The organism is Salinivirga sp. (assembly GCF_055145285.1).
Genome location: NZ_JBSRDC010000056.1, coordinates 22,774 through 41,957, shown reverse-complemented (window position 1 = coordinate 41,957; position 19,184 = coordinate 22,774). Strand labels below are relative to the sequence as shown.

The window sequence follows — 19,184 nt, the reverse complement described above, 5'->3', positions numbered from 1 at the left end:
AGTTTTTTAAATTATTTCACGCCACGAGCGCCACGAAAAATACGCTACGAACGCTACGTGTCTAACGTTGCGGTCGCTGCGCATTCGTTGCGAGCGTTGCGTGAAACTTTCTTAAATACGTCATTGGCAGGAAGTATGACAAAGTCATCTGTTACAAAGCTTACGTTGCAGTTAATTGCAACAGATTGATTTAGTCGAGCTCGCATCTCGTGCTTCGGTTGCTTCTTCTTTTGAGCTGTACAAACCTTAAATTGGAATCGTCATGTCGAGGAACGAAGCCATCTGTTTCTAATTTACGCTCTGATTGATTGGTACAGATTACTTCGGGCTGTACCCTTGTAATGAACTGTGTTCAAATCCAAAATTGGAACCTTCATGGCGACAAGGAGCAGCCTGTTCCGATGAAATCGGAAACGAAGCCATCTACTGATTATCAAGTCGAAAAGACCCCTTCACTTCGTTTTATATTTTACCCCATAGAGCCGGTTGAATCCCCAACCGGCTCTTAATGTTTACAATAGCCAACAGAAGTCATTTTTTTGAATCAAAAAAAGTATTATATTTGACTTATGTCTCTCTTTATTTACAATAAACTCTCTCATGCAATAGGCAAATGCCTGTTCGAATGCTGGATTTGCTGATATCGAGCAACCCTTCTCCCTCTTTTATACAGGTTTAATTTACATTATTACATTTATTACAAATCCATTTTTAAACCAATGGAAGGAATTATTTTCGACATTAAGCACTTTGCTGTGCACGATGGTCCGGGCATACGGCAAACCATTTTCTTCAAAGGATGCCCCATGAGTTGTTGGTGGTGTCATAATCCAGAGAGCCAAAATCCAGCTCCTGAAAAATGCATCAAAACCAACAAACTTGCTGATCAGCGGTACACGAGAGAACAACAAATAGGTTATAAAGTCGACACTGATGGACTCATGGAAACCATTCTTGGAGACCGTGTATTCTTTGAAGAGTCTGATGGCGGAGTAACATTCTCTGGTGGCGAACCATTAATGCAAGCTACTTTCCTGAAAGAGGTACTCACAAAATGCAAAAAGCATAAAATCCATACAGCACTTGACACAACGGGTTATACCAACAAAACAAATTTCAGGACCATAGCCCCCAATGTGGACTTATTCCTGTATGATTTAAAATTGATAGACAATGAGGAGCATTTGAAGTATACGGGCGTACCTGTAGCTAATGTACTCAACAACCTGAAATGGCTTGATCAAAACAACATCAACACAAGGTTACGCTTTCCGGTTATTCCCGGAATTACCGACACCACAAATAATATCAATGCTATGAGTGAAATGTTGAACACTTTTAAGTCCATCAAACATATTGACTTGCTACCTTATCACAATATTTCAAACAACAAATACGAAAGATTTCGGAAAATGAACCGTATGGGGGACACAAAAGCCATGGACGAAAAAGAACTGGCGCCACTCAAAATGAAATTTGAACAAACCGGATTTACAGTTACCATTGGTGGATAGTTAAAACTCAAATTGAGCGATTATTCCCTTCGGTCATGAGCTAAGGGTGCTCGCTCACACAAACTAATGCCACCAAAAACAATCAAAACTCAAAACCAACAAAACATGACACCCAGAATATCAGAACTACGCAAACAAAGTCTCGAAGCTGAAAACCGGCTTTCGGGAGAACGCGCCCAACTTATAACCAGGTTTTATAAAGAAATGGAAGGTATAGACCTCCCAGCCCCTATAAAAAGAGCACGGGCCTTTAAATATCTGCTTACCCATAAAGCCATCTGCATCAACGAGCACGAACTTATTGTAGGAGAACGGGGACCGGCACCAAAAGCCACTCCCACCTATCCGGAAGTTAGTCTGCATTCACTGCAGGACCTCGATATCCTTCACAATCGCCCTAAAGTAGGCTTTACCGTGGATGCCGAAACACGAGAATTATACGAAAAGGAGATTATCCCATATTGGAAAGGGCGTTCAATGCGCGATAAAATTTTCGACAGGCTTCCTGAAAACTGGCACAAGGCCTATGAAGCAGGTGTTTTTACAGAATTCCAGGAACAACGAGCCCCGGGGCATACTGTAGCCGGAAAAAAAATTTTCCAAAAAGGACTTGCTGACCTAAAAAACGAGATATCAGAAACCATAAAGCAGTTAAATGATAATGATGTGGCCAAAAAGCACGAACTCGAAGCCATGAATATTGCTGCCGATGCCATGATCATGTATGCACACCGGCATGCCACCAAAATTGAAGAAATAATAACCACCACCCAGGACGAAAACAGAAAGAGGGAACTCAGGCGCATGGCCGATATTTGTCGAAAAGTACCGGAGCATGCACCTGAAACTTTTCACGAAATGCTTCAACACTATTGGTTCATCCACCTCGGCGTGATCACTGAAGTAAATCCCTGGGACTCATTCAACCCCGGAAAATTAGACCAACACCTTTATCCGCTTTACCAGCAAGAAATAAGCAAACAAACCTTAACCGACAGAGAAGCCAAAGAATTGCTTGAAGCATTTTGGGTAAAATTCAACAACCACCCTTCGCCCCCAAAAATGGGCGTTACTGCCGAAGAAAGCAATACATACACCGACTTTGCCCTGATTAACCTGGGTGGGGTTAAACCCGATGGCACAGATGCTGTGAATGAACTTTCTTACCTGATTCTAAATGTAATTGAAGAGATGCGCATACTACAACCCAGCTCAATGGTGCAAATCAGCAAGAAAAACCCCGATAAATTTATCCACAGGGCATTGCAAATATCAAAGACCGGTTTCGGCCAACCATCCATTTTCAATACCGATGCCATCATCAAAGAATTGCTTAACCAGGGCAAAGACATTGTTGATGCGCGCAATGGTGGCGCCAGCGGATGTGTTGAAACCGGCGCTTTTGGTACGGAAAGTTACATCCTGACAGGCTATTTCAACCTCAACAAAATACTTGAGGTTACTTTGCATAATGGTACTGACCCGCGTACAGGCAAAAAAATTGGCATTGAATCAGGCGATCCGGCACAATTTACCCGTATGGAGGATTTGATGGAAGCCTTCAAAAAACAATTGAACTTTTTTGCAGATATTAAACTCAATGGCAACCTCATTATTGAAAAAGCTTATGCCGAAGAGCTTCCCGTTCCGTTCCTTTCGCTCGTTATTGAAGATTGCATAGCTAATGGCACCGATTATAACGCCGGCGGTGCTCGCTACAACACCTCCTACATCCAGGGTGTGGGACTGGGTAGCATTACCGACAACCTGGCCAGCATCAACCATAATGTTTTCAATGACAAAAACATTACAATGCAAGCCCTGGTAAAGGCCATTGACAATGATTTTGAAAATTTCGAGGAGCTACGCTACCGTTTCATTTATGAAACGCCCAAATACGGCAATGATGATGACCAGGCCGATCAGTTTACCGCACAGGTTTTCGAAATATTTCACGATGCTATCAACGGACGCCCCACATATCGCGGTGGCATTTTCCGCATAAACATGTTGCCTACCACAAGCCATGTGTACTTTGGCAGCGTTATTGGCGCAATGCCCGATGGCAGAAGAGCCGGGGAGCCGCTTTCAGAGGGCATCAGTCCCGTGCAGGGAGCCGATAAAAAAGGCCCCACAGCCGTGCTCAAATCGGCAGCCAAAATTGACCATCTTAAAACGGGTGGCACCCTGCTCAACCAGAAGTTTGCACCTTCATTTTTCAAAGATGAAACGGCTATTGCCAAATTGGGCTACCTCATACGAAGTTATTTCCGGATGGACGGACACCACATACAGTTCAACGTGGTCAGTGCCGACACACTGCGCGATGCACAAAAACACCCTGAAAAGCACACAGATTTAATTGTGAGGGTGGCCGGCTACAGCGACTATTTCAATGACCTTGGCGAAGCCCTACAAAATGAAATTATTCGCAGGACTGCCCACGAAGAGGCATAAGCTATTTTTCTATCTAAAAGTAAAATAACCGAAACAAAAAAAATATTCATCATGTTCCCAAAATCAACCTATATCAACAGACGCAATCAACTCAGAAAACAATTTAAAACCGGATTGCTATTTTTTCCGGGCAACGAAGAAAGCGCTATGAACTATGCCGACAACACTTATCACTTCAGGCAGGACAGCTCATTTTTGTACTACTTCGGACTGGATTCTCCGGGTTTAACCGGTATCATTGACCTTGACAACGACAAAGATTGGATTTTTGGTGATGACCTCACCATTGACCACATCGTGTGGATGGGGGCACAACCAACAATTGCAGAAAATAGCCAAAAAGCAGGAATTGAGCACACAGGAAGTCAAAAAGACCTGTTAAACCTGCTTGCAGAGGCACAAAAACGCAAGCAAACACTTCATTTCTTGCCAACATACAGACCTGAGCATCAAATTAAATTGTACAACTGGCTTGGTATTCCCGTAAATCAAACCAATGATTTTGCTTCTAAAGCATTAATCAAAGTTGTTTCAGATCAACGCAACATAAAGTCAGCAAAAGAAATTACAGAAATAGAAAAGGCGGTCAGTATCACCACAGCAATGCATCAGGCAGCCATGCGGTTTGCCAGACCGGGAATGAAAGAGGCTGAGGTGGCCGCTAAAGTGCACGAGGTAGCATTGGCGCATGGCGGAAATATTTCGTTCCCCATTATTGCCACCACTAACGGACAAACTTTGCACAACCATTACCACGGAAATACCATCAACGAAGGTGACCTTTTCTTGCTTGATGCCGGTGCCGAAACGCCATTGCATTATGCCGGGGATATGTCCAGTACTTTCCCGATATCTGCCAAGTTTACAGAAAAGCAAAAAGAGATATACCAAATCACCCTCGATGCCCACAATGCAGCCATCGAAGCCTGCAAACCCGGCACAGCTTACAAAGAAGTACATTTTGCAGCTGCCCGCCACATTTTCGATGGACTAAAGGCACTTGGATTTGTAAAAGGGGATACAGAAGAAGCCGTTCATGCGGGAGCACATGCGCTATTCTTCCCTTGTGGCACAGGGCACCTAATGGGTCTCGACGTGCACGATATGGAAAATTTCGGAGAAGAAATTGTGGGATACGCCGGTGAGCCTAAAAGCACGCTATTTGGTTTAAAATCGCTGCGACTGGCCAGGCCACTGCAGCCGGGATTCGTTTTTACCATTGAACCCGGTATCTACTTCATTCCAGAATTGATTGATCTATGGAAATCAGAAAACCGTTTCAGCGAATTTATCAATTACGAAAAAGTGGAGACTTATAAAAACTTTGGGGGCATCAGGAACGAAGAAGATATTTTGGTAACACCTGAAGGATACCGCATTTTGGGCAAGCCACTGGCCAAAAACATCGAAGATGTGGAAGCTGAGCGGGCGAAAGCGTTTGAGTAGAAATCAATCGGAGACGTCATTGCGAACGTAGTGAAGCAATCTCTTAAACTCTATTGAAAGAGATTGCTTCGTCGTACCTCCTCGCAATGACGTTAAAAATAAACTATATTAGCAATTCAAATACAAAAATATCAACACATTAAATCTCAATACTTATGAAAAACATATTATTCCTTTTCTTAACCACACTCTTTGTATTCCTTACTATACAAAGTAACTCATGTACAATTATTGCCGTGGGCAAGAAAGCCTCTAAAGATGGTTCCAACATTATTTCACACTCCGATGCCGGACCTGATTCCCGTATTTTTGTAATGCCGGCCATGACTTTTGAGGCCGGAGCCAAAGCCGCTGTGTATTGGGGCATTCAGGATGCCACACTCCCACTCGACAATGATGGCGAAGTACTGGGTTATATTCCACAGGTACGTCAAACCTACAAATACTTCCACTCTGCCTATTCGCAGGTAAATGAGTACCAACTTGGAATAGCCGAGAGTACTACAGCCCAGCGCGATGCACTAATTTGCACCCGGGAAAACGGCGAACAGATCATGACCATTGACCAGGCACAAATATTTGCCTTGCAACGCCATAAAACCGCACGTGAAGCTGTAAAATTCATTGGTAAATTAATGACCAAATACGGATTCCTACCCAGTAGCGGCCCAGGGTCAGAAACTTTGGTAATAGCCGACAAAGATGAAATCTGGGTATTGGAGATTTTCGGCGTTGGTGCAGGTTGGACACGCGACAGCGGCAAACCAGGGGCCATTTGGGCAGCCAAAAGACTGCCAGCCGATGAGGCAACAATGATTCCCAACTGGTCTATCATCAAACAAATCGATGAAGACGATACAGACAATTTCATGGTTTCAGACAATTACAAACAGGAAGCCATTGATCGCGGCTGGTACGATCCGGCTTCGGGCAAACCTTTCATTTGGCAGGAAGCTTATGCTCCCCTACCCGCTGAATACGCCACGGGACGCTTCTGGTTGTTTCACCAAACCTTTGCACCCAACCTTAAAAATTGGCCCGACCGGTTTGTAAAAGACAACTATTTCAAGGGCATGCAGCCCTATTTCCAAACTGTGGAGCCCGTTTCCTATTATCCATTCTCAATTAAACCTGAACAAAAAATGTCGGTACGGGATGTCATCGCATTCCAGCGCTCTACGTTCGAGGGTACCATTTACGACATGACCCTTTACCCGCAATGGATGGTTCCTGACAATGAGGGTGGCATGGTTCAAAGCCCAATGGCCACACCATTCCCAGACAGCGAAATGCGCAAAGCAATGGAAATCACATACCGTCGCCCTGTGGCCCGGCACCGTGGGCATTATGGCATGGTGCTGCAAATACGTGACTGGCTGCCCGATGAAATTGGTGGTGTGTATTGGGTTTACCTGGACAATCCCTATTTCTGCCCCTACATCCCAATATACACCGGCAACCTCTCTGTGGACGATACCTACAAAACCTATGACCCTGAGGCATACAGCGAAAAGTCGGCGCGTTGGGCATACGATTTTGTAGGCAACCTTTGCAGATTGAGGTTCCAACCTATGTCAAAGGATGTAATTAAAGCACGTACACCGTTCGAAAATAAAATATTCGACAAACAGGCTGAAATTGAGAAAAAGGCCATGGAGCTACATAAGAAAAAACCGGAAAGCGCCCAGGAGTTTTTAACCAAATACTCCAATACGCTCATGCAGGAAGCCACGGAAATGTACATCGAGTTACGTAACCAATTGATCACGGATTATACAAATAATCACGAGTAGTTTTTAAGTTGTCGTCTTTTCAACCGCTTAGCTGCGTGGAGCGGCTAAGCGGGATGCGGCTTCGATTGGGCTGGATATCAACACCAGACCCAAAATTAACAACGTCATCACGATCCCGATTTATCGGGAGAAGAGATGTTTCAAGCTTCCGCTGCGGGTATTCTAACAGATCGCTTTGTCGCTGGCGCTCCGCGCGATGACGTCTTCGATTGGACTGTGTTGCTGTTGCCCAGACTCGGTGTATTTCCAAGACACGCCGAGTCTTTCCGACCGTTTATAGTGAAGTTGGTTCGAAGAGCGATGCGAAGGCAAGGCTCAAAACGCAAAATGGGAGGCCGGCTTGGAGCCGGCCTCCCATTTGTCCAAAACAGTTCGGTTCAGGCTTTCACCTTCGCGTCGCTGATTGAGCGATGATGGTGCTAATTTTCCTGCACATAACCGAAAATTAAAAACGTCATGGCGAAGAAAATTGACTTCCCAGGGAGTCTTTTTATATTTATGTTAAAATTTGCGCTATAGTTCTTTCAATGCTTTCTCTGTATTCTCCTGAATACGATTTTCGATATTACTAATGTCAGCTTTTTCGAAGCTGCGGCCGGTAATTTTCTCATATAATTCAATATAACGTTCAGAAACCTGCTTAATGCGCTCAGCATCCATATGCGGCACTTGTTGACCTTCCTGCCCCTGAAATCCCTGCTCTATAAGCCATTCGCGCACGAACTCTTTTGAAAGCTGGCGCTGTTTTTCGCCTTTATCAAATCGTTCCTGGTACCCATCTGCATAAAAATAACGACTACTGTCGGGTGTGTGAATTTCGTCAATCAGGTAAATTTTACCATCTTTTTTACCAAACTCATATTTGGTATCAACCAAAATCAGTCCTTTATCGGCAGCCATTTGTGTACCGCGTTCAAAAAGCTTTAACGTATATTCCTCAAGCAATTCATAGTCATCTTTTGAAACAAGACCCTGTTTAAGTATCTCCTCTTTCGAAATATCCTCATCGTGTCCCACGTCCTCTTTAGTGGTTGGTGTGATTATGGGTTGCTCAAACTTTTGATGCTCCTTCATACCTTCAGGCAGGGTATTGCCACACAGCTCGCGCTTGCCGGCTTTATATTCACGCCATGCGTGTCCGGTCAGATATCCGCGCACAACCATCTCTACCTTGAATGGCTCGCAATAATGACCGATGGTTACATTGGGATCCGGCGTGGAAACTTTCCAGTTGGGAACAATATCTTTGGTAGCATCCAAAAATTCCGCAGCAATCTGGTTCAGCACCTGCCCTTTGTATGGAATACCCTGTGGTAAAACCACATCAAAGGCCGAAATCCGATCACTTACAACCATTGCCAGGTACTCATCACCAATATTATACACATCCCGTACTTTACCGTGGTACACGTCTTTTTGCCCGGGAAAATTGAAATTACTTTTCGTTAAAGCGTCCATAATGTTTTATTTAAATACCAATTAATAAATTCTATAATCAAATGATAATTTTCAAAGCACCACTCACTAATTTTCAAAATTAAAAAATCCAAAAATACGACTACTCAACTTTTTAATGTGATAAGTAACTTTAAGATTTCGTTAAATTCTTTCGAAGCTTTTCAAGTACACCCTTTTTTAAGATTACAAATTATTAATGAGCATTCTTTCTCATGAACTATAAGCTTAATTGGACTGCGCGTTGTTATTATTCTTCGTTTGATTTTTGACTATTGGAATTTTTCGTTTTTTTAGTGGCATCCTTTCTGGCATCCATAGCCTTTTTATCTCTGTCTGACTGATATGCAAGTACAATTTGCTTAACCAACCGGTGCCTTACGATATCTGTTTCGTCCAGGTAAACAGTGCTAACGCCTTCGATGTTCTTTAATAGTTTAATTCCGTGCAACAAACCACTCTCCATGCGGCCGGGTAAATCAATTTGGGTCACATCACCCGTAATAAGCATTTTTGAATGTTCACCCATACGTGTGAGGAACATTTTCAATTGATTAATAGTAGTATTTTGTGCCTCATCCAAAATCACAAAGGCGTTATCAAGCGTGCGACCTCTCATGAAGGCCAACGGGGCGATATGCACAGTTCCATCTTCAAGGTAAGACTCAAGCTTGCGACTGGGAAGCATATCATTCAATGCATCATAAAGTGGTTGCAGATACGGATCGATTTTCTCTTTCAAATCCCCTGGCAAAAAACCAAGATTCTCACCGGCTTCTACAGCAGGGCGACTTAAAATAATGCGTTTAACTTCTTTATTTTTCAGGGCACGCACAGCCATGGCAATGGCCGTATAAGTTTTCCCCGAACCTGCCGGACCAATAGCAAAAACCAAATCATTTGAATGAACGCTTTGTACCAGTTTTCGCTGGTTTTTTGTTCTTGCGTTGATGGGTTTACCATTACGCCCGAACACCAATACATCCGTTTTCTTTAAGTCCTCTTTATTGGCTGGTTTATATTCATTTACAATACGCGAAATGTCGTCTGGCGTAAGTTTTCCGTACTCATGAAAGTGTTCTATAAACTCATTCAATTTTTCTTCAAAGAAGAGTATTTCATCTTCCTCTCCCATCACTTTTATCACATCGCCTCGCGCTACTATTCGGAGTTTTGGGAAAAGTTCCCGCATCACATCCAATTTCGCATCATTGATACCATAAAGGTCTATCAATTCTAAATCTGTAATTTTAATTGATTTTTCTATCATATACGTTCGTCCGTAATTATTACTAATTTTGAAGCATTAATATTTGACTAATTAGTGACAAAAATAATTAAATTTTAACGGTAAGCAGTAATATTTTTGTGGTTCACTGTTTCAAAAAACTATGCAAAGCATAACCTTCATTACCGACTGGGATAAAAGCGATTACTACCTTGGCGCACTCAAAGGGAGCATTATTAGCCATTGTGAGCCTGTGCCGGGATTTATTGATATTACACACCAAATTGAACACTATCAATACCAGGAGGCTGCTTTTGTATTACGTAACAGTTATCATCATTTTCCGAAAGGTACAATTCATATTAATACTGTAAATAACCGTAATGAAAACCCAGTACCCTACATTGCGGCAAGTTTCGATGATCATTTCTTCATTTCTCCCGATTCGGGCGTAATTAATCTATTAGTGAGAGACAAAGCTCATGAAGTGATACTAATGGAGCCTGGTGACCGATATGCACCCACATTTCCCGAACTCAGCTACATCAGCAGAGGCATTTGCCACATCTACCAAAAAAAGAGCATCAGTGGGCTTGGCAAACCATATACATTAAAAGAAACCCGGTACATACGACCTCAAATCGAACAAAATCAAATTATTGGTATCATCACCCATATTGATGGTTTTGGAAATATTATCACGAATATTACACGAAAAATATTCGAAGAGGCCGGAAGAAACAGAAAATTCTCTATCTTGCTCAAAGGAAAGCCACATGGCATAGAAAAAATAAATGACGGGTATAATGAATCAGTAAATGAACTGATCGCGGTATTCAACAGCGGTGATTTGCTGGAGATTGCTCATATGAACTATCCGGCAAACAAATCGTTAGGGTTGCGTACAGGCGATCGAATTAAAATCACATTCAAATGATTACACGTATTACCAAATTTCAGCTACAGGAAGACCATCGCGTGAATTTCTCAGAGTTTATGAAGCAATTCAGAGATGAACTAATCTCTGTAGATGGTTGCCAACACTTTGATGTGCTGCAGGACAAAACCGATGATTTAAGCTTCCAGATGTATATGATTTGGGATGAAGATGAAAAACTCGAAGATTTTCGTGTTTCAGACCTCAATAAATTACTTATCGATAAAATAGAAATATTCTCAGGAGAAAACCCCACAAGCTGGACAGTTGAAACCGTATTCGACCCTGATGAATTAAAAAACCAAAAATCACTCTTTGACTAATGCAACAAGAAGGAAACCAACCTACACTAGACACTTTCAAAAAGCTACTCGACATTATGAACGACCTGCGTGTGCAATGCCCGTGGGATAAAAAACAAACGCTGGAAAGCCTGCGCAATCTCACTATTGAAGAAACCTACGAGCTGGCCGATGCAATCATTGAGCGCAATGGAAAAGAAATTAAAAAAGAGCTGGGCGATATACTGCTTCACATTGTTTTTTATTCCAAAATTGGCGCAGAGAATGACTGGTTTACCATCAAAGAAGTGATAGAAGCTTTGAACGAGAAACTGATTTACCGGCATCCACATATTTTTGGAGACACCAAAGCCCAGTCGGCACAGGAAGTTGAAGAAAACTGGGAAGCCTTAAAACTCAAAGAAAAAGGCCGCAAAAAAACTGTATTGGAAGGCGTACCCAGATCGTTACCCGCCCTGGTCAAAGCCAACCGCATACAACAAAAAGTGCGTGGTGTAGGTTTCGACTGGACCGAACGCGAACAAGTGTGGGACAAGGTTAATGAAGAGTTGAGTGAAGTAAAAGAAGAGATAGCCCAAAACAATTCACAGAAAGATATAGAAGCTGAATTTGGCGATTTGTTCTTTAGCCTGATAAATGCTGCCCGCTTGTACGATATTGATCCTGAAACGGCATTGGAACGCACCAATAAAAAATTCATCAAGCGGTTTAATTATCTTGAATCACAAACCCTCCAAAAAGGAAAAGATTTACATAAAATGTCGTTGGAAGAGATGGATGTGATATGGGAGGAGGCCAAACAATTCGATAAGAATAACCACTAATGTCATGTCATGCTCGAAAAGAGCAATACTTGGCCGTCAGATTATGTTTGACATGACATTAAGCCTTTACGGTTAATTTTTTGCCAAAAAATATAAAAAAAGCAGAAACGTCTGTAAAGATGTTCCTCCTGTTTTGCGCAATGGGGCACCCAATTTTGACATAACCCTACTTTTTTTGCTACAGGTCAAAAAAGGCAAAACCGCGTGACGCCATAATAACAAGTTTTTTTAACGCATTTTTTATCATGCGGCTAGCTGGCAAACTTTTTACTGCTGATCAACGACAAGACCCAAGGCGGGTTGGCCAGACCAAATTGGCGGGCCAGTGCAGGGGTGAATGTTCAATGGATATAAATGGTATAAAAGAGGCTTGCCCAGCTTTTATATGCCATTTAATCCATTGAACAGAGCGGGATGAAGCGTAATTTGGTCTTGATTTTTGATCCTTTTCATCAAGGAAAAGGATAAAAGAAATTATTCATCACGGATGCCCGGGTCTATGCAACATAGTTTAATTCTATTGAGCAAAATAGGACGGGACACCCAAAATATTAATGCAAAACTCACAATAGACTGATAATCAGTGGTGCATTTTTAGGGCGTCGATGTGGTGCACAAAACAGGAAAAATATAAAAAAAGCAGAAACGTCTGTAAAGATGTTCCTGCCTATTCAATTCACGGTGCAAGAGTGTTAATGCATTTTAGTAAATTTCTTCTGTACAATTTTTCGATACAGGAACCAATACAGGGCTGAAAGCAGCAGCAATAAGAAGCCATACAAAGGTGCCAGTAATGAAACCTTAAAACCTCCGGCAATTAGTTTTGGTGACACATCACCTGCTTCCTGTAAAACATGCATAGCTTCATAAAAACCAACCATTTGAGCAAAAATACCGGTCAAAAAAGCCAGACTTCCGAAAAATAAAATCCACGAACTTTGCCGGAGCAAAAACTTCTCTGTTGCTTTTGGCGAAAAATAGTTAATAACTGATTTTACAACGAATACAATTACAATGATCCACATAATGTAAACAAGCGACATAAAAAATGGTCCACCTTCGATCCAATGTTTGAACATAATAAATAGTTTTAATGGGTTTACAGGATCAATTTTACATCATTGGTAATGGATCTGAAAACTTTTTATGTCAAGGTACGATTTTACGCTTTCAGAAACAATTATTCCATTCCAAAATACAAAACAGCCATTCAGAACTGATTACTTGTCGTTTGCATAAAATATCTCATTTTAACCGATCAAGCTTTACAAAAAACCTATCTTTGATTATATGAAGATAGATACCTTTCACAAAACATTTACAGGAAAACGCAGATGGCTCTGGCATATTCTATATTGGATACTGGCAGCGCTCATTCTGCTTTTTGTGTTCATTAACCCAAAATTCGATCTTCAAATACGACTTGTATTGGTGGCATCGATGATAGTGGTGAGCTATTTTCTCACCTGGCTTATTAATTACATTCTGATTCCCCGGTTTCTGTTCAAAAACAAAATCTGGACTTTTATTTATCTCGTATTTGGAGGATTCATATTTACCATGTGGATCAATTTTTTCGCATCTTTTGGCATACTGATCTACAGTGCTTATACGCTTCCGGAACTTTTGATTCCTACCGGTCAGGATATTCTGATACTACTCGCCGGTAATTACATTATTGTTTTTACAGCCGTGGTAATTCACTTTATACGCGAATCGTATCGCCGAATGAACGAAAAAAACGAAATTGAAAAACAGCGGTTACTCGCAGAATCAAAGCTTAAAGATGCCCAAATGAAGTTACTACAGGGACAAATTCATCCACATTTTTTGTTCAACATGCTCAATAATCTTTATGGACTCATAAAAAGGGATACAAAAGAGGCACGAACTTCAATTCTTAAACTATCTGACTTGTTGGATTACATGCTTTACAAGGGAGAACACGAGTCTGTAGATTTAAAAAGTGAGATAACCTTCATAGAAAACTATATTGCCCTGGAAAAACTCAGACATGATGAATCTTTTACTGTGCAATTTGATTACCCAAAAAATCTCGAAGGATACAAAATACCGCCATTGCTTTTATTTCCACTGGTAGAAAACGCATTCAAGCACAGCAGCTCCGGCGTTACCCTGGGCCTTGATCTGGAAGGCGACGAACTTATGTTTAGGACCAAAAACAATTATCACCAAACCAAAACAGACAAATACCTGAACTCAGAAAGTAATGGAATTGGATTGAAAAACACCAGCGAGCGACTTGCCGTTCTTTTTCCCGAAAAACACAACTTGCAAATCCAGGACAACGGTGAAACTTTTATTGTAGACCTGAAAATCACTTTAACCAATGAATAACCGACCTAAATATCAATGTCTGATCATTGACGATGAACCCATAGCCATTGACATTATTGAAGAGCATTTGGAGGTATTCGATCAATTTGAGATATGCGGAAAGTTCACAAAAGCCACCGGAGCTATAGAAGTATTAAATGCGAAAGAAATAGATTTATTGTTTTTGGATATCAATATGCCGGGAATTTCCGGGATTAATTTTCTCAAATCGCTACACCATCCGCCGGCAGTTATATTCACAACGGCTTACCGCGAATTTGCTATAGATGCTTTTGACCTCGATGCCATCGACTACTTGCTCAAACCCATTGCTTTTGACCGTTTTATGAAGGCCATTAATAAATTCCTGAGTCTTCAAAGCAGCGCAACCAAAACTACTGACCATAAAACAGATGAGCAAACACATATCATTATAAAGTCGAATAAAAAGAACTACAAACTGGCATATGATGAAATTTTATTTATCGAAAGCCTTGACAACTACGTAAAAATCCAAACACAAGACCATTCTTATGTTTGCTACGAAAAACTCAGCGATTTTGAAAACGTTTTACCGGAAACAACCTTTCTGCGAATACACCGGAGCTACATCATAAACATCAAAAAAGTAAAGGCCTTTACAACAGCATATGTGGAAATTGGTGAGCATCAGTTAAATATTGGCAGAAATTTCCGTGAAAAGGCAATAAGTGTATTGAAGGAGAACCCATAGCACTGTATTTTTTTTACAGGCAGGCAATCGTAATATAACATTTTGATAGTAAAATAACATGCCGGTTTACATTAGCAAACCGGCATGCAATTGTTATTTTCTCCAGGTCGGCCTATCTGGTTTCGTAGGGTTCGTGTCCTTTTACAGGTTCGTATTGCTTAAGCTCCTCCAAAATAACATCAATGGCTTTTTCGAGTTGAGCATCTTTGCCTTTGGCCAGTTCAGCAGGGTTTTCAGGAACTTTCACATCCGGGTCTACACCATGGCCTTCTTTAAACCATGTACCATCAGGGTTGTACATGCGGAAAGTTGGTACTGTAACCACGCCGCCATCAATAAGGCCGGGAGCGCCGGAAATGCCAATAAGGCCACCCCAGGTACGTGTTCCCACAAGTTTACCCAAACCGGCTTTTCGGAAATAATCCGGGAATGCATCGCCACCGGAGCCACTCCAGCCATTTATGAGCATTACTTTAGGACCAAAATTCGCAACTCGTGGCCACTGCCAGTCTTTCTTTCCACGAACAGCCCAATAGGCCAATGGTTCGCGATCGAGTAATTCAATAAAGCGGTCGGGAATTTGGCCTCCACTGTTAAAACGCTCATCAATCACAAGTGCATCTTTATGGTATTGTGCTGCGAACTGGCGTACCAACTCGTTTTGGCCATCAATTCCGGTTGAGCGAACATAGATATAGCCCGCACGTCCATTTGTTGCTTCATCCACTTGTTTGCGGTTTTGCTCTATCCAGGCCAGATGACGCAAACGTGACTCTGATTTAAGTGTTTTAACAACCACCTTGCGTGCCCCTTCAGTTGTAGGCTTATCATTCACGGTAAGTTCTACTGTTTCACCCGCCAAATCTTCAAATGCAGCATAAGGTTGCTTATCTGTATCAAGAGCTACTCCGTTAACGGCCAAAATAAATTCACCTTCTTTTACATCTATACCGGGTTCATCCAAAGGTGAACGAACTTCAGCATCCCAGGGTGCTCCCCGGATTATACGCTCAATTTTATAAGCGCCGTTATCCAGTGTCCAGTCAACACCAAGATATCCTATGCGTTTATGCTCGCTATGCTCTCTGTCGCCTCCACCCACATAAGCATGGGAGGCATTCATTTCTCCAATCAACTCGCCCAAAACGTAATTTACATCTGAGCGTGTCACAGCTTGATCAATAAGCTTTGCATAGCGATTGCCAATGGCCTTCCAATCAACGCCATGCATATTGGTATCGTAAAAGAAGTCGCGTTCGAGCCGCCAGGCATCCCAGAACATTTGGCGCCATTCTGCCCGGGGATCAACCGTCATTTTCATATTACTCAAATCAGCCGGTTCATCCATCTTCTGTTCCGGAGCAATATCCAACACAGCAATCTTTTGGCCAGCCATCACCATCATTTTCTTCTGATTGGCCGTTAGATCAAACGACTGCACACCTTCCACAATGGTTTTAACTTCCCGCTCTTCGACGTCATAAAACTGCACAGCACTCTTTTTGTCATCTGATCCGGCGTTGGGATAGTGCATAAACACAATTTTCCCTTTCACTGCGGCCAAATCACTATAACGCCCGGCATCGACAGGCAGCAGTACCATTCTACGCTCAAAGCCTTCAAAATCAATCTCCACTGATTTTGTATCCGCCTTATCCTTTTTCTTCTTTTTGTCATTGGCTTCCTCCCCATCTTCCTCTTCTTCGATAGACACCTCATCGTTTTTGGCCTTGAGTGGCGATTCAATTTTCCATGTCAATGGAATAGCAGCTACCTTAGTTGAATTGGGATAGACAAAAGTACCGTCGAAGTCGCTGTATACAGGGCTCATCTCGCGGTTGGTTAGGCAATACAAATATTTTCCTTCCGGATCGAATGCCGGATGGTAATTGGTGTAAAAATCACTTGTAACCTGATGTTTTTCGTCGCCTTTTACATCATAAATAAAAATCACGCTGTTGTTTTGATTAACAGCACGCGACCAGGTAAGCCATTTACTATCTGCTGACCAATCGAAACTAAAATTCAACAAACCATGATGGTTGGTTCCATTACCGGTATCAATCTTTTTTGTTTCATTTTCATCTACATCATATATAAAAAGTTCCATCAATTGATTGACATAGGCCAATTTTTTACTGTCGGGCGACCAATAAACGGGGTAACGATAACCTTTTTTAAAATCGGTTAATGAATTTGTTTTACCTGTTTCAAGATTATGCATACAGAGCTGATATTCATCTGACTTGTCGCTCCACCATGCAACATTTTTGCCATCGGGCGACCATACAGGATAGCGCTCTGCCACTCCGCTGGTTTGTGTCAAATTGCGTGTTACTCCTTTCTCAGCCGGGATACTGAATATTTCTCCCCTGGCCTCGGCAACAATACGTTTTCCTGCAGGAGATACATGGGCCCACTGAATTTGTTTTTTGGGATTTTCCTGTTTGGGTAAAAGTGTAGTTTGGTCGGTGACCACATTCACTTCAACTTCTTCATATTGCTGGGTTGATAAATTCATCAAATACAGCTTGCCACCAGCCTCAAATACAATATCAGATGGTCCGGCTGAAGGAAAATGCACATCAAAATTTTTAAACTTTGTCAATTGCCGGTGCTGCTTGTCTGAAGTATTGTAAACCCAGATATTAAAACGCCTGGCTTCTCCCCGGTCAGATAAGTAATAAATACTTTCGTCCACCCACATGGGAAACTCTTCGTTGGCATCGCTGTTGGTTATGTTCCATGACTCTTGTGCCTCAGTATCAAAAACATGAATGTCAGGAGCCATGCCACCGCGGTAACGCTTCCAGGTACGATAAATCCGGCTGTTAAAATTAAAAGCAATTTTTTTTCCATCCGGTGAAAAGGAAGCCAGATCACCATAGCTGATAGCCACTTTTTCGGGCAGTCCGCCGTCCAAAGCTACGGTATAAAGCTGACGATAGCGTTGACGCCCGCTTTTACGGCCTGATGAAAAAAGCAGTTTATTTCCTGACGGGTGCCAATCCAACATAAGTTCACTTCCGCCATGCCATGTAACCCGTTCAGGGATACCTCCGGCAGCAGGAATAACATACACGTCGCGGTTTCCACCATAATTACCCGTAAAAGCTATTTGCTTACCATCGGGAGAAAACCGGGCCATATTCTCGGTACCAGCAGGCGAACTTAGTCGATTGGCTGTGCCACCATCTTTATCGACTACCCACAAATCGCCGCCGTAGGTAAATACAATTTGGTTCTGAGAAACATCCGGAAAACGAAACATCCGGGCATTGATTTGCCCTGATACCATTTGCAGGAATAGTCCTGACAGTATCACACAAAATAAAAAGGATTTTTTGAGCATGATTAGGTTATTTTTGTTAACAGTATAAGTATAGGACGCTCAAAATGCGTCAACGTTACAATGTTAGTCTTTTTTTTTACAAATGACCAAACTTCTACTGCACAAATCATCGCGGTGATACATGGTTTCTTAGCATTGGATAAAACAATACATATGACAGCCGACCATAAAAAAAGGAGACTGGTTATACTCAAAACCAGTCTCCCTGTATGAAAATATTAGTAACAAAAGCAATGCTTATTGTCCCATTGATGCTTGCATCATTTGCTTCACCTTTTGAGTCAAATTTGGGTCGTTTTGCACTTGTTTTGAAATACTTTGGTAACGTTCAAAGGTTAAATCTGATGACTCGATATGTTTTTGGATTTTATTTTGAGCATCAGTCCTGATTTTAGCAACCTTCTTATTGGCCGCATTGTATTTTTGCATTTCTTTTTCGCCAGCCTGGGCATCTTGCTTTGCATCGGCTTCAGCACGCTGAATAGCTACAAAACGCTTCACATCAAGCTCTTCCGACTGTATGGCTTTTACCATATCCTGTTGTGCTTGCTGATCGATAGACTGTAGTTGTTGTACAATAATTACAAAAGTTTTCAGTTCTTCATCGTTTGGTTTTTTAGCGTCCGCTGCATTCTGGGCTGTTAAACCTATAGTAGCCATCGCCAGTACCAATAAAATTGTCAATTTCTTTAAAATCGTCATAAATACCTCTCTATTTTTAATTTTTATAATTGAAAACGCTACCTCGAAAAGTTACATCATATTTTGTAACTCCATTTTATGAATAAAACCAACTTGTTGAGTGA

General features: G+C 41.8%; 15 protein-coding genes. 10 read left to right on the top strand and 5 right to left on the bottom strand.

What is annotated here, in order from left to right; all coding sequences use genetic code 11:
- The 5 genes from ACTB0Y_RS11010 to ACTB0Y_RS10990 form a co-directional block, all read left to right on the top strand.
- A partial coding sequence (locus tag ACTB0Y_RS11010; RefSeq protein ID WP_463206873.1) for a hypothetical protein occupies positions 1 to 189 on the top strand: 189 nt, incomplete at its 5' end.
- Positions 190 to 719: 530 nt separating this feature from the next.
- The gene (locus ACTB0Y_RS11005) at positions 720 to 1,514 is read left to right on the top strand and encodes a glycyl-radical enzyme activating protein (RefSeq protein WP_463206872.1); all 795 of its coding nucleotides are present in this window, start codon (positions 720 to 722) and stop codon (positions 1,512 to 1,514) included.
- A gap of 105 nt (positions 1,515 to 1,619) precedes the next feature.
- On the top strand, positions 1,620 to 3,971 hold the full coding sequence (hypD, locus tag ACTB0Y_RS11000; protein ID WP_463206871.1) for a trans-4-hydroxy-L-proline dehydratase: 2,352 nt from the start codon (positions 1,620 to 1,622) through the stop codon (positions 3,969 to 3,971).
- 51 nt (positions 3,972 to 4,022) lie between these two features.
- Positions 4,023 to 5,417: an aminopeptidase P family protein gene (locus tag ACTB0Y_RS10995; RefSeq protein ID WP_463206870.1), complete on the top strand. Its 1,395-nt coding sequence runs from the start codon at positions 4,023 to 4,025 to the stop codon at positions 5,415 to 5,417.
- A gap of 155 nt (positions 5,418 to 5,572) precedes the next feature.
- Positions 5,573 to 7,210 (top strand): dipeptidase, encoded by a 1,638-nt coding sequence (locus ACTB0Y_RS10990; RefSeq protein ID WP_463206869.1) that lies wholly within the window; start codon positions 5,573 to 5,575, stop codon positions 7,208 to 7,210.
- A 513-nt stretch (positions 7,211 to 7,723) separates the two neighbouring features.
- Here the strand turns inward: ACTB0Y_RS10990 and ACTB0Y_RS10985 are convergent.
- The gene (locus ACTB0Y_RS10985) at positions 7,724 to 8,668 is read right to left on the bottom strand and encodes a phosphoribosylaminoimidazolesuccinocarboxamide synthase (RefSeq protein ID WP_463206868.1); all 945 of its coding nucleotides are present in this window, start codon (positions 8,666 to 8,668) and stop codon (positions 7,724 to 7,726) included.
- Positions 8,669 to 8,915: 247 nt separating this feature from the next.
- Positions 8,916 to 9,935, bottom strand: a complete 1,020-nt coding sequence (locus ACTB0Y_RS10980) for a PhoH family protein (protein WP_463206867.1) — start codon at positions 9,933 to 9,935, stop codon at positions 8,916 to 8,918.
- Between the two features lie 121 nt (positions 9,936 to 10,056).
- Here ACTB0Y_RS10980 and ACTB0Y_RS10975 point away from each other — a divergent pair, with 121 nt between their 5' ends.
- From ACTB0Y_RS10975 to mazG, 3 genes are read left to right on the top strand one after another with little or no spacing between them, the layout of a single operon-like run.
- Entirely contained in the window at positions 10,057 to 10,830 is a 774-nt protein-coding gene (locus ACTB0Y_RS10975; protein ID WP_463206866.1) for an SAM hydrolase/SAM-dependent halogenase family protein, read from the top strand.
- Positions 10,827 to 11,153, top strand: coding sequence for a putative quinol monooxygenase (locus tag ACTB0Y_RS10970; RefSeq protein WP_463206865.1), 327 nt, complete (start codon positions 10,827 to 10,829; stop codon positions 11,151 to 11,153). The genes ACTB0Y_RS10975 and ACTB0Y_RS10970 overlap by 4 nt, the downstream gene beginning before the upstream one ends.
- A complete protein-coding gene (gene mazG / locus ACTB0Y_RS10965; protein WP_463206864.1) occupies positions 11,153 to 11,956 on the top strand; it encodes a nucleoside triphosphate pyrophosphohydrolase in 804 nt (267 codons plus the stop codon). The genes ACTB0Y_RS10970 and mazG overlap by 1 nt, the downstream gene beginning before the upstream one ends.
- Before the next feature lie 692 nt (positions 11,957 to 12,648).
- Here the strand turns inward: mazG and ACTB0Y_RS10960 are convergent.
- Entirely contained in the window at positions 12,649 to 13,035 is a 387-nt protein-coding gene (locus ACTB0Y_RS10960) for a hypothetical protein (RefSeq protein ID WP_463206863.1), read from the bottom strand.
- Positions 13,036 to 13,246: 211 nt separating this feature from the next.
- Between ACTB0Y_RS10960 and ACTB0Y_RS10955 the strand changes: the two genes are divergently transcribed.
- On the top strand, positions 13,247 to 14,314 hold the full coding sequence (locus tag ACTB0Y_RS10955; RefSeq protein WP_463206862.1) for a sensor histidine kinase: 1,068 nt from the start codon (positions 13,247 to 13,249) through the stop codon (positions 14,312 to 14,314).
- Complete coding sequence (locus ACTB0Y_RS10950; protein ID WP_463206861.1) at positions 14,307 to 15,026, top strand: LytR/AlgR family response regulator transcription factor; 720 nt, start codon at positions 14,307 to 14,309, stop codon at positions 15,024 to 15,026. Before ACTB0Y_RS10955 ends, ACTB0Y_RS10950 begins: the two co-directional genes overlap by 8 nt.
- A 112-nt stretch (positions 15,027 to 15,138) precedes the next feature.
- On the opposite strand, the gene ACTB0Y_RS10945 is transcribed toward ACTB0Y_RS10950, so the two are convergent.
- A complete protein-coding gene (locus ACTB0Y_RS10945; RefSeq protein WP_463206860.1) occupies positions 15,139 to 18,351 on the bottom strand; it encodes a S41 family peptidase in 3,213 nt (1,070 codons plus the stop codon).
- A 264-nt stretch (positions 18,352 to 18,615) separates the two neighbouring features.
- The gene (locus ACTB0Y_RS10940; protein ID WP_463206859.1) at positions 18,616 to 19,080 is read right to left on the bottom strand and encodes a DUF4168 domain-containing protein; all 465 of its coding nucleotides are present in this window, start codon (positions 19,078 to 19,080) and stop codon (positions 18,616 to 18,618) included.
- Positions 19,081 to 19,184 lie beyond the last annotated feature (104 nt).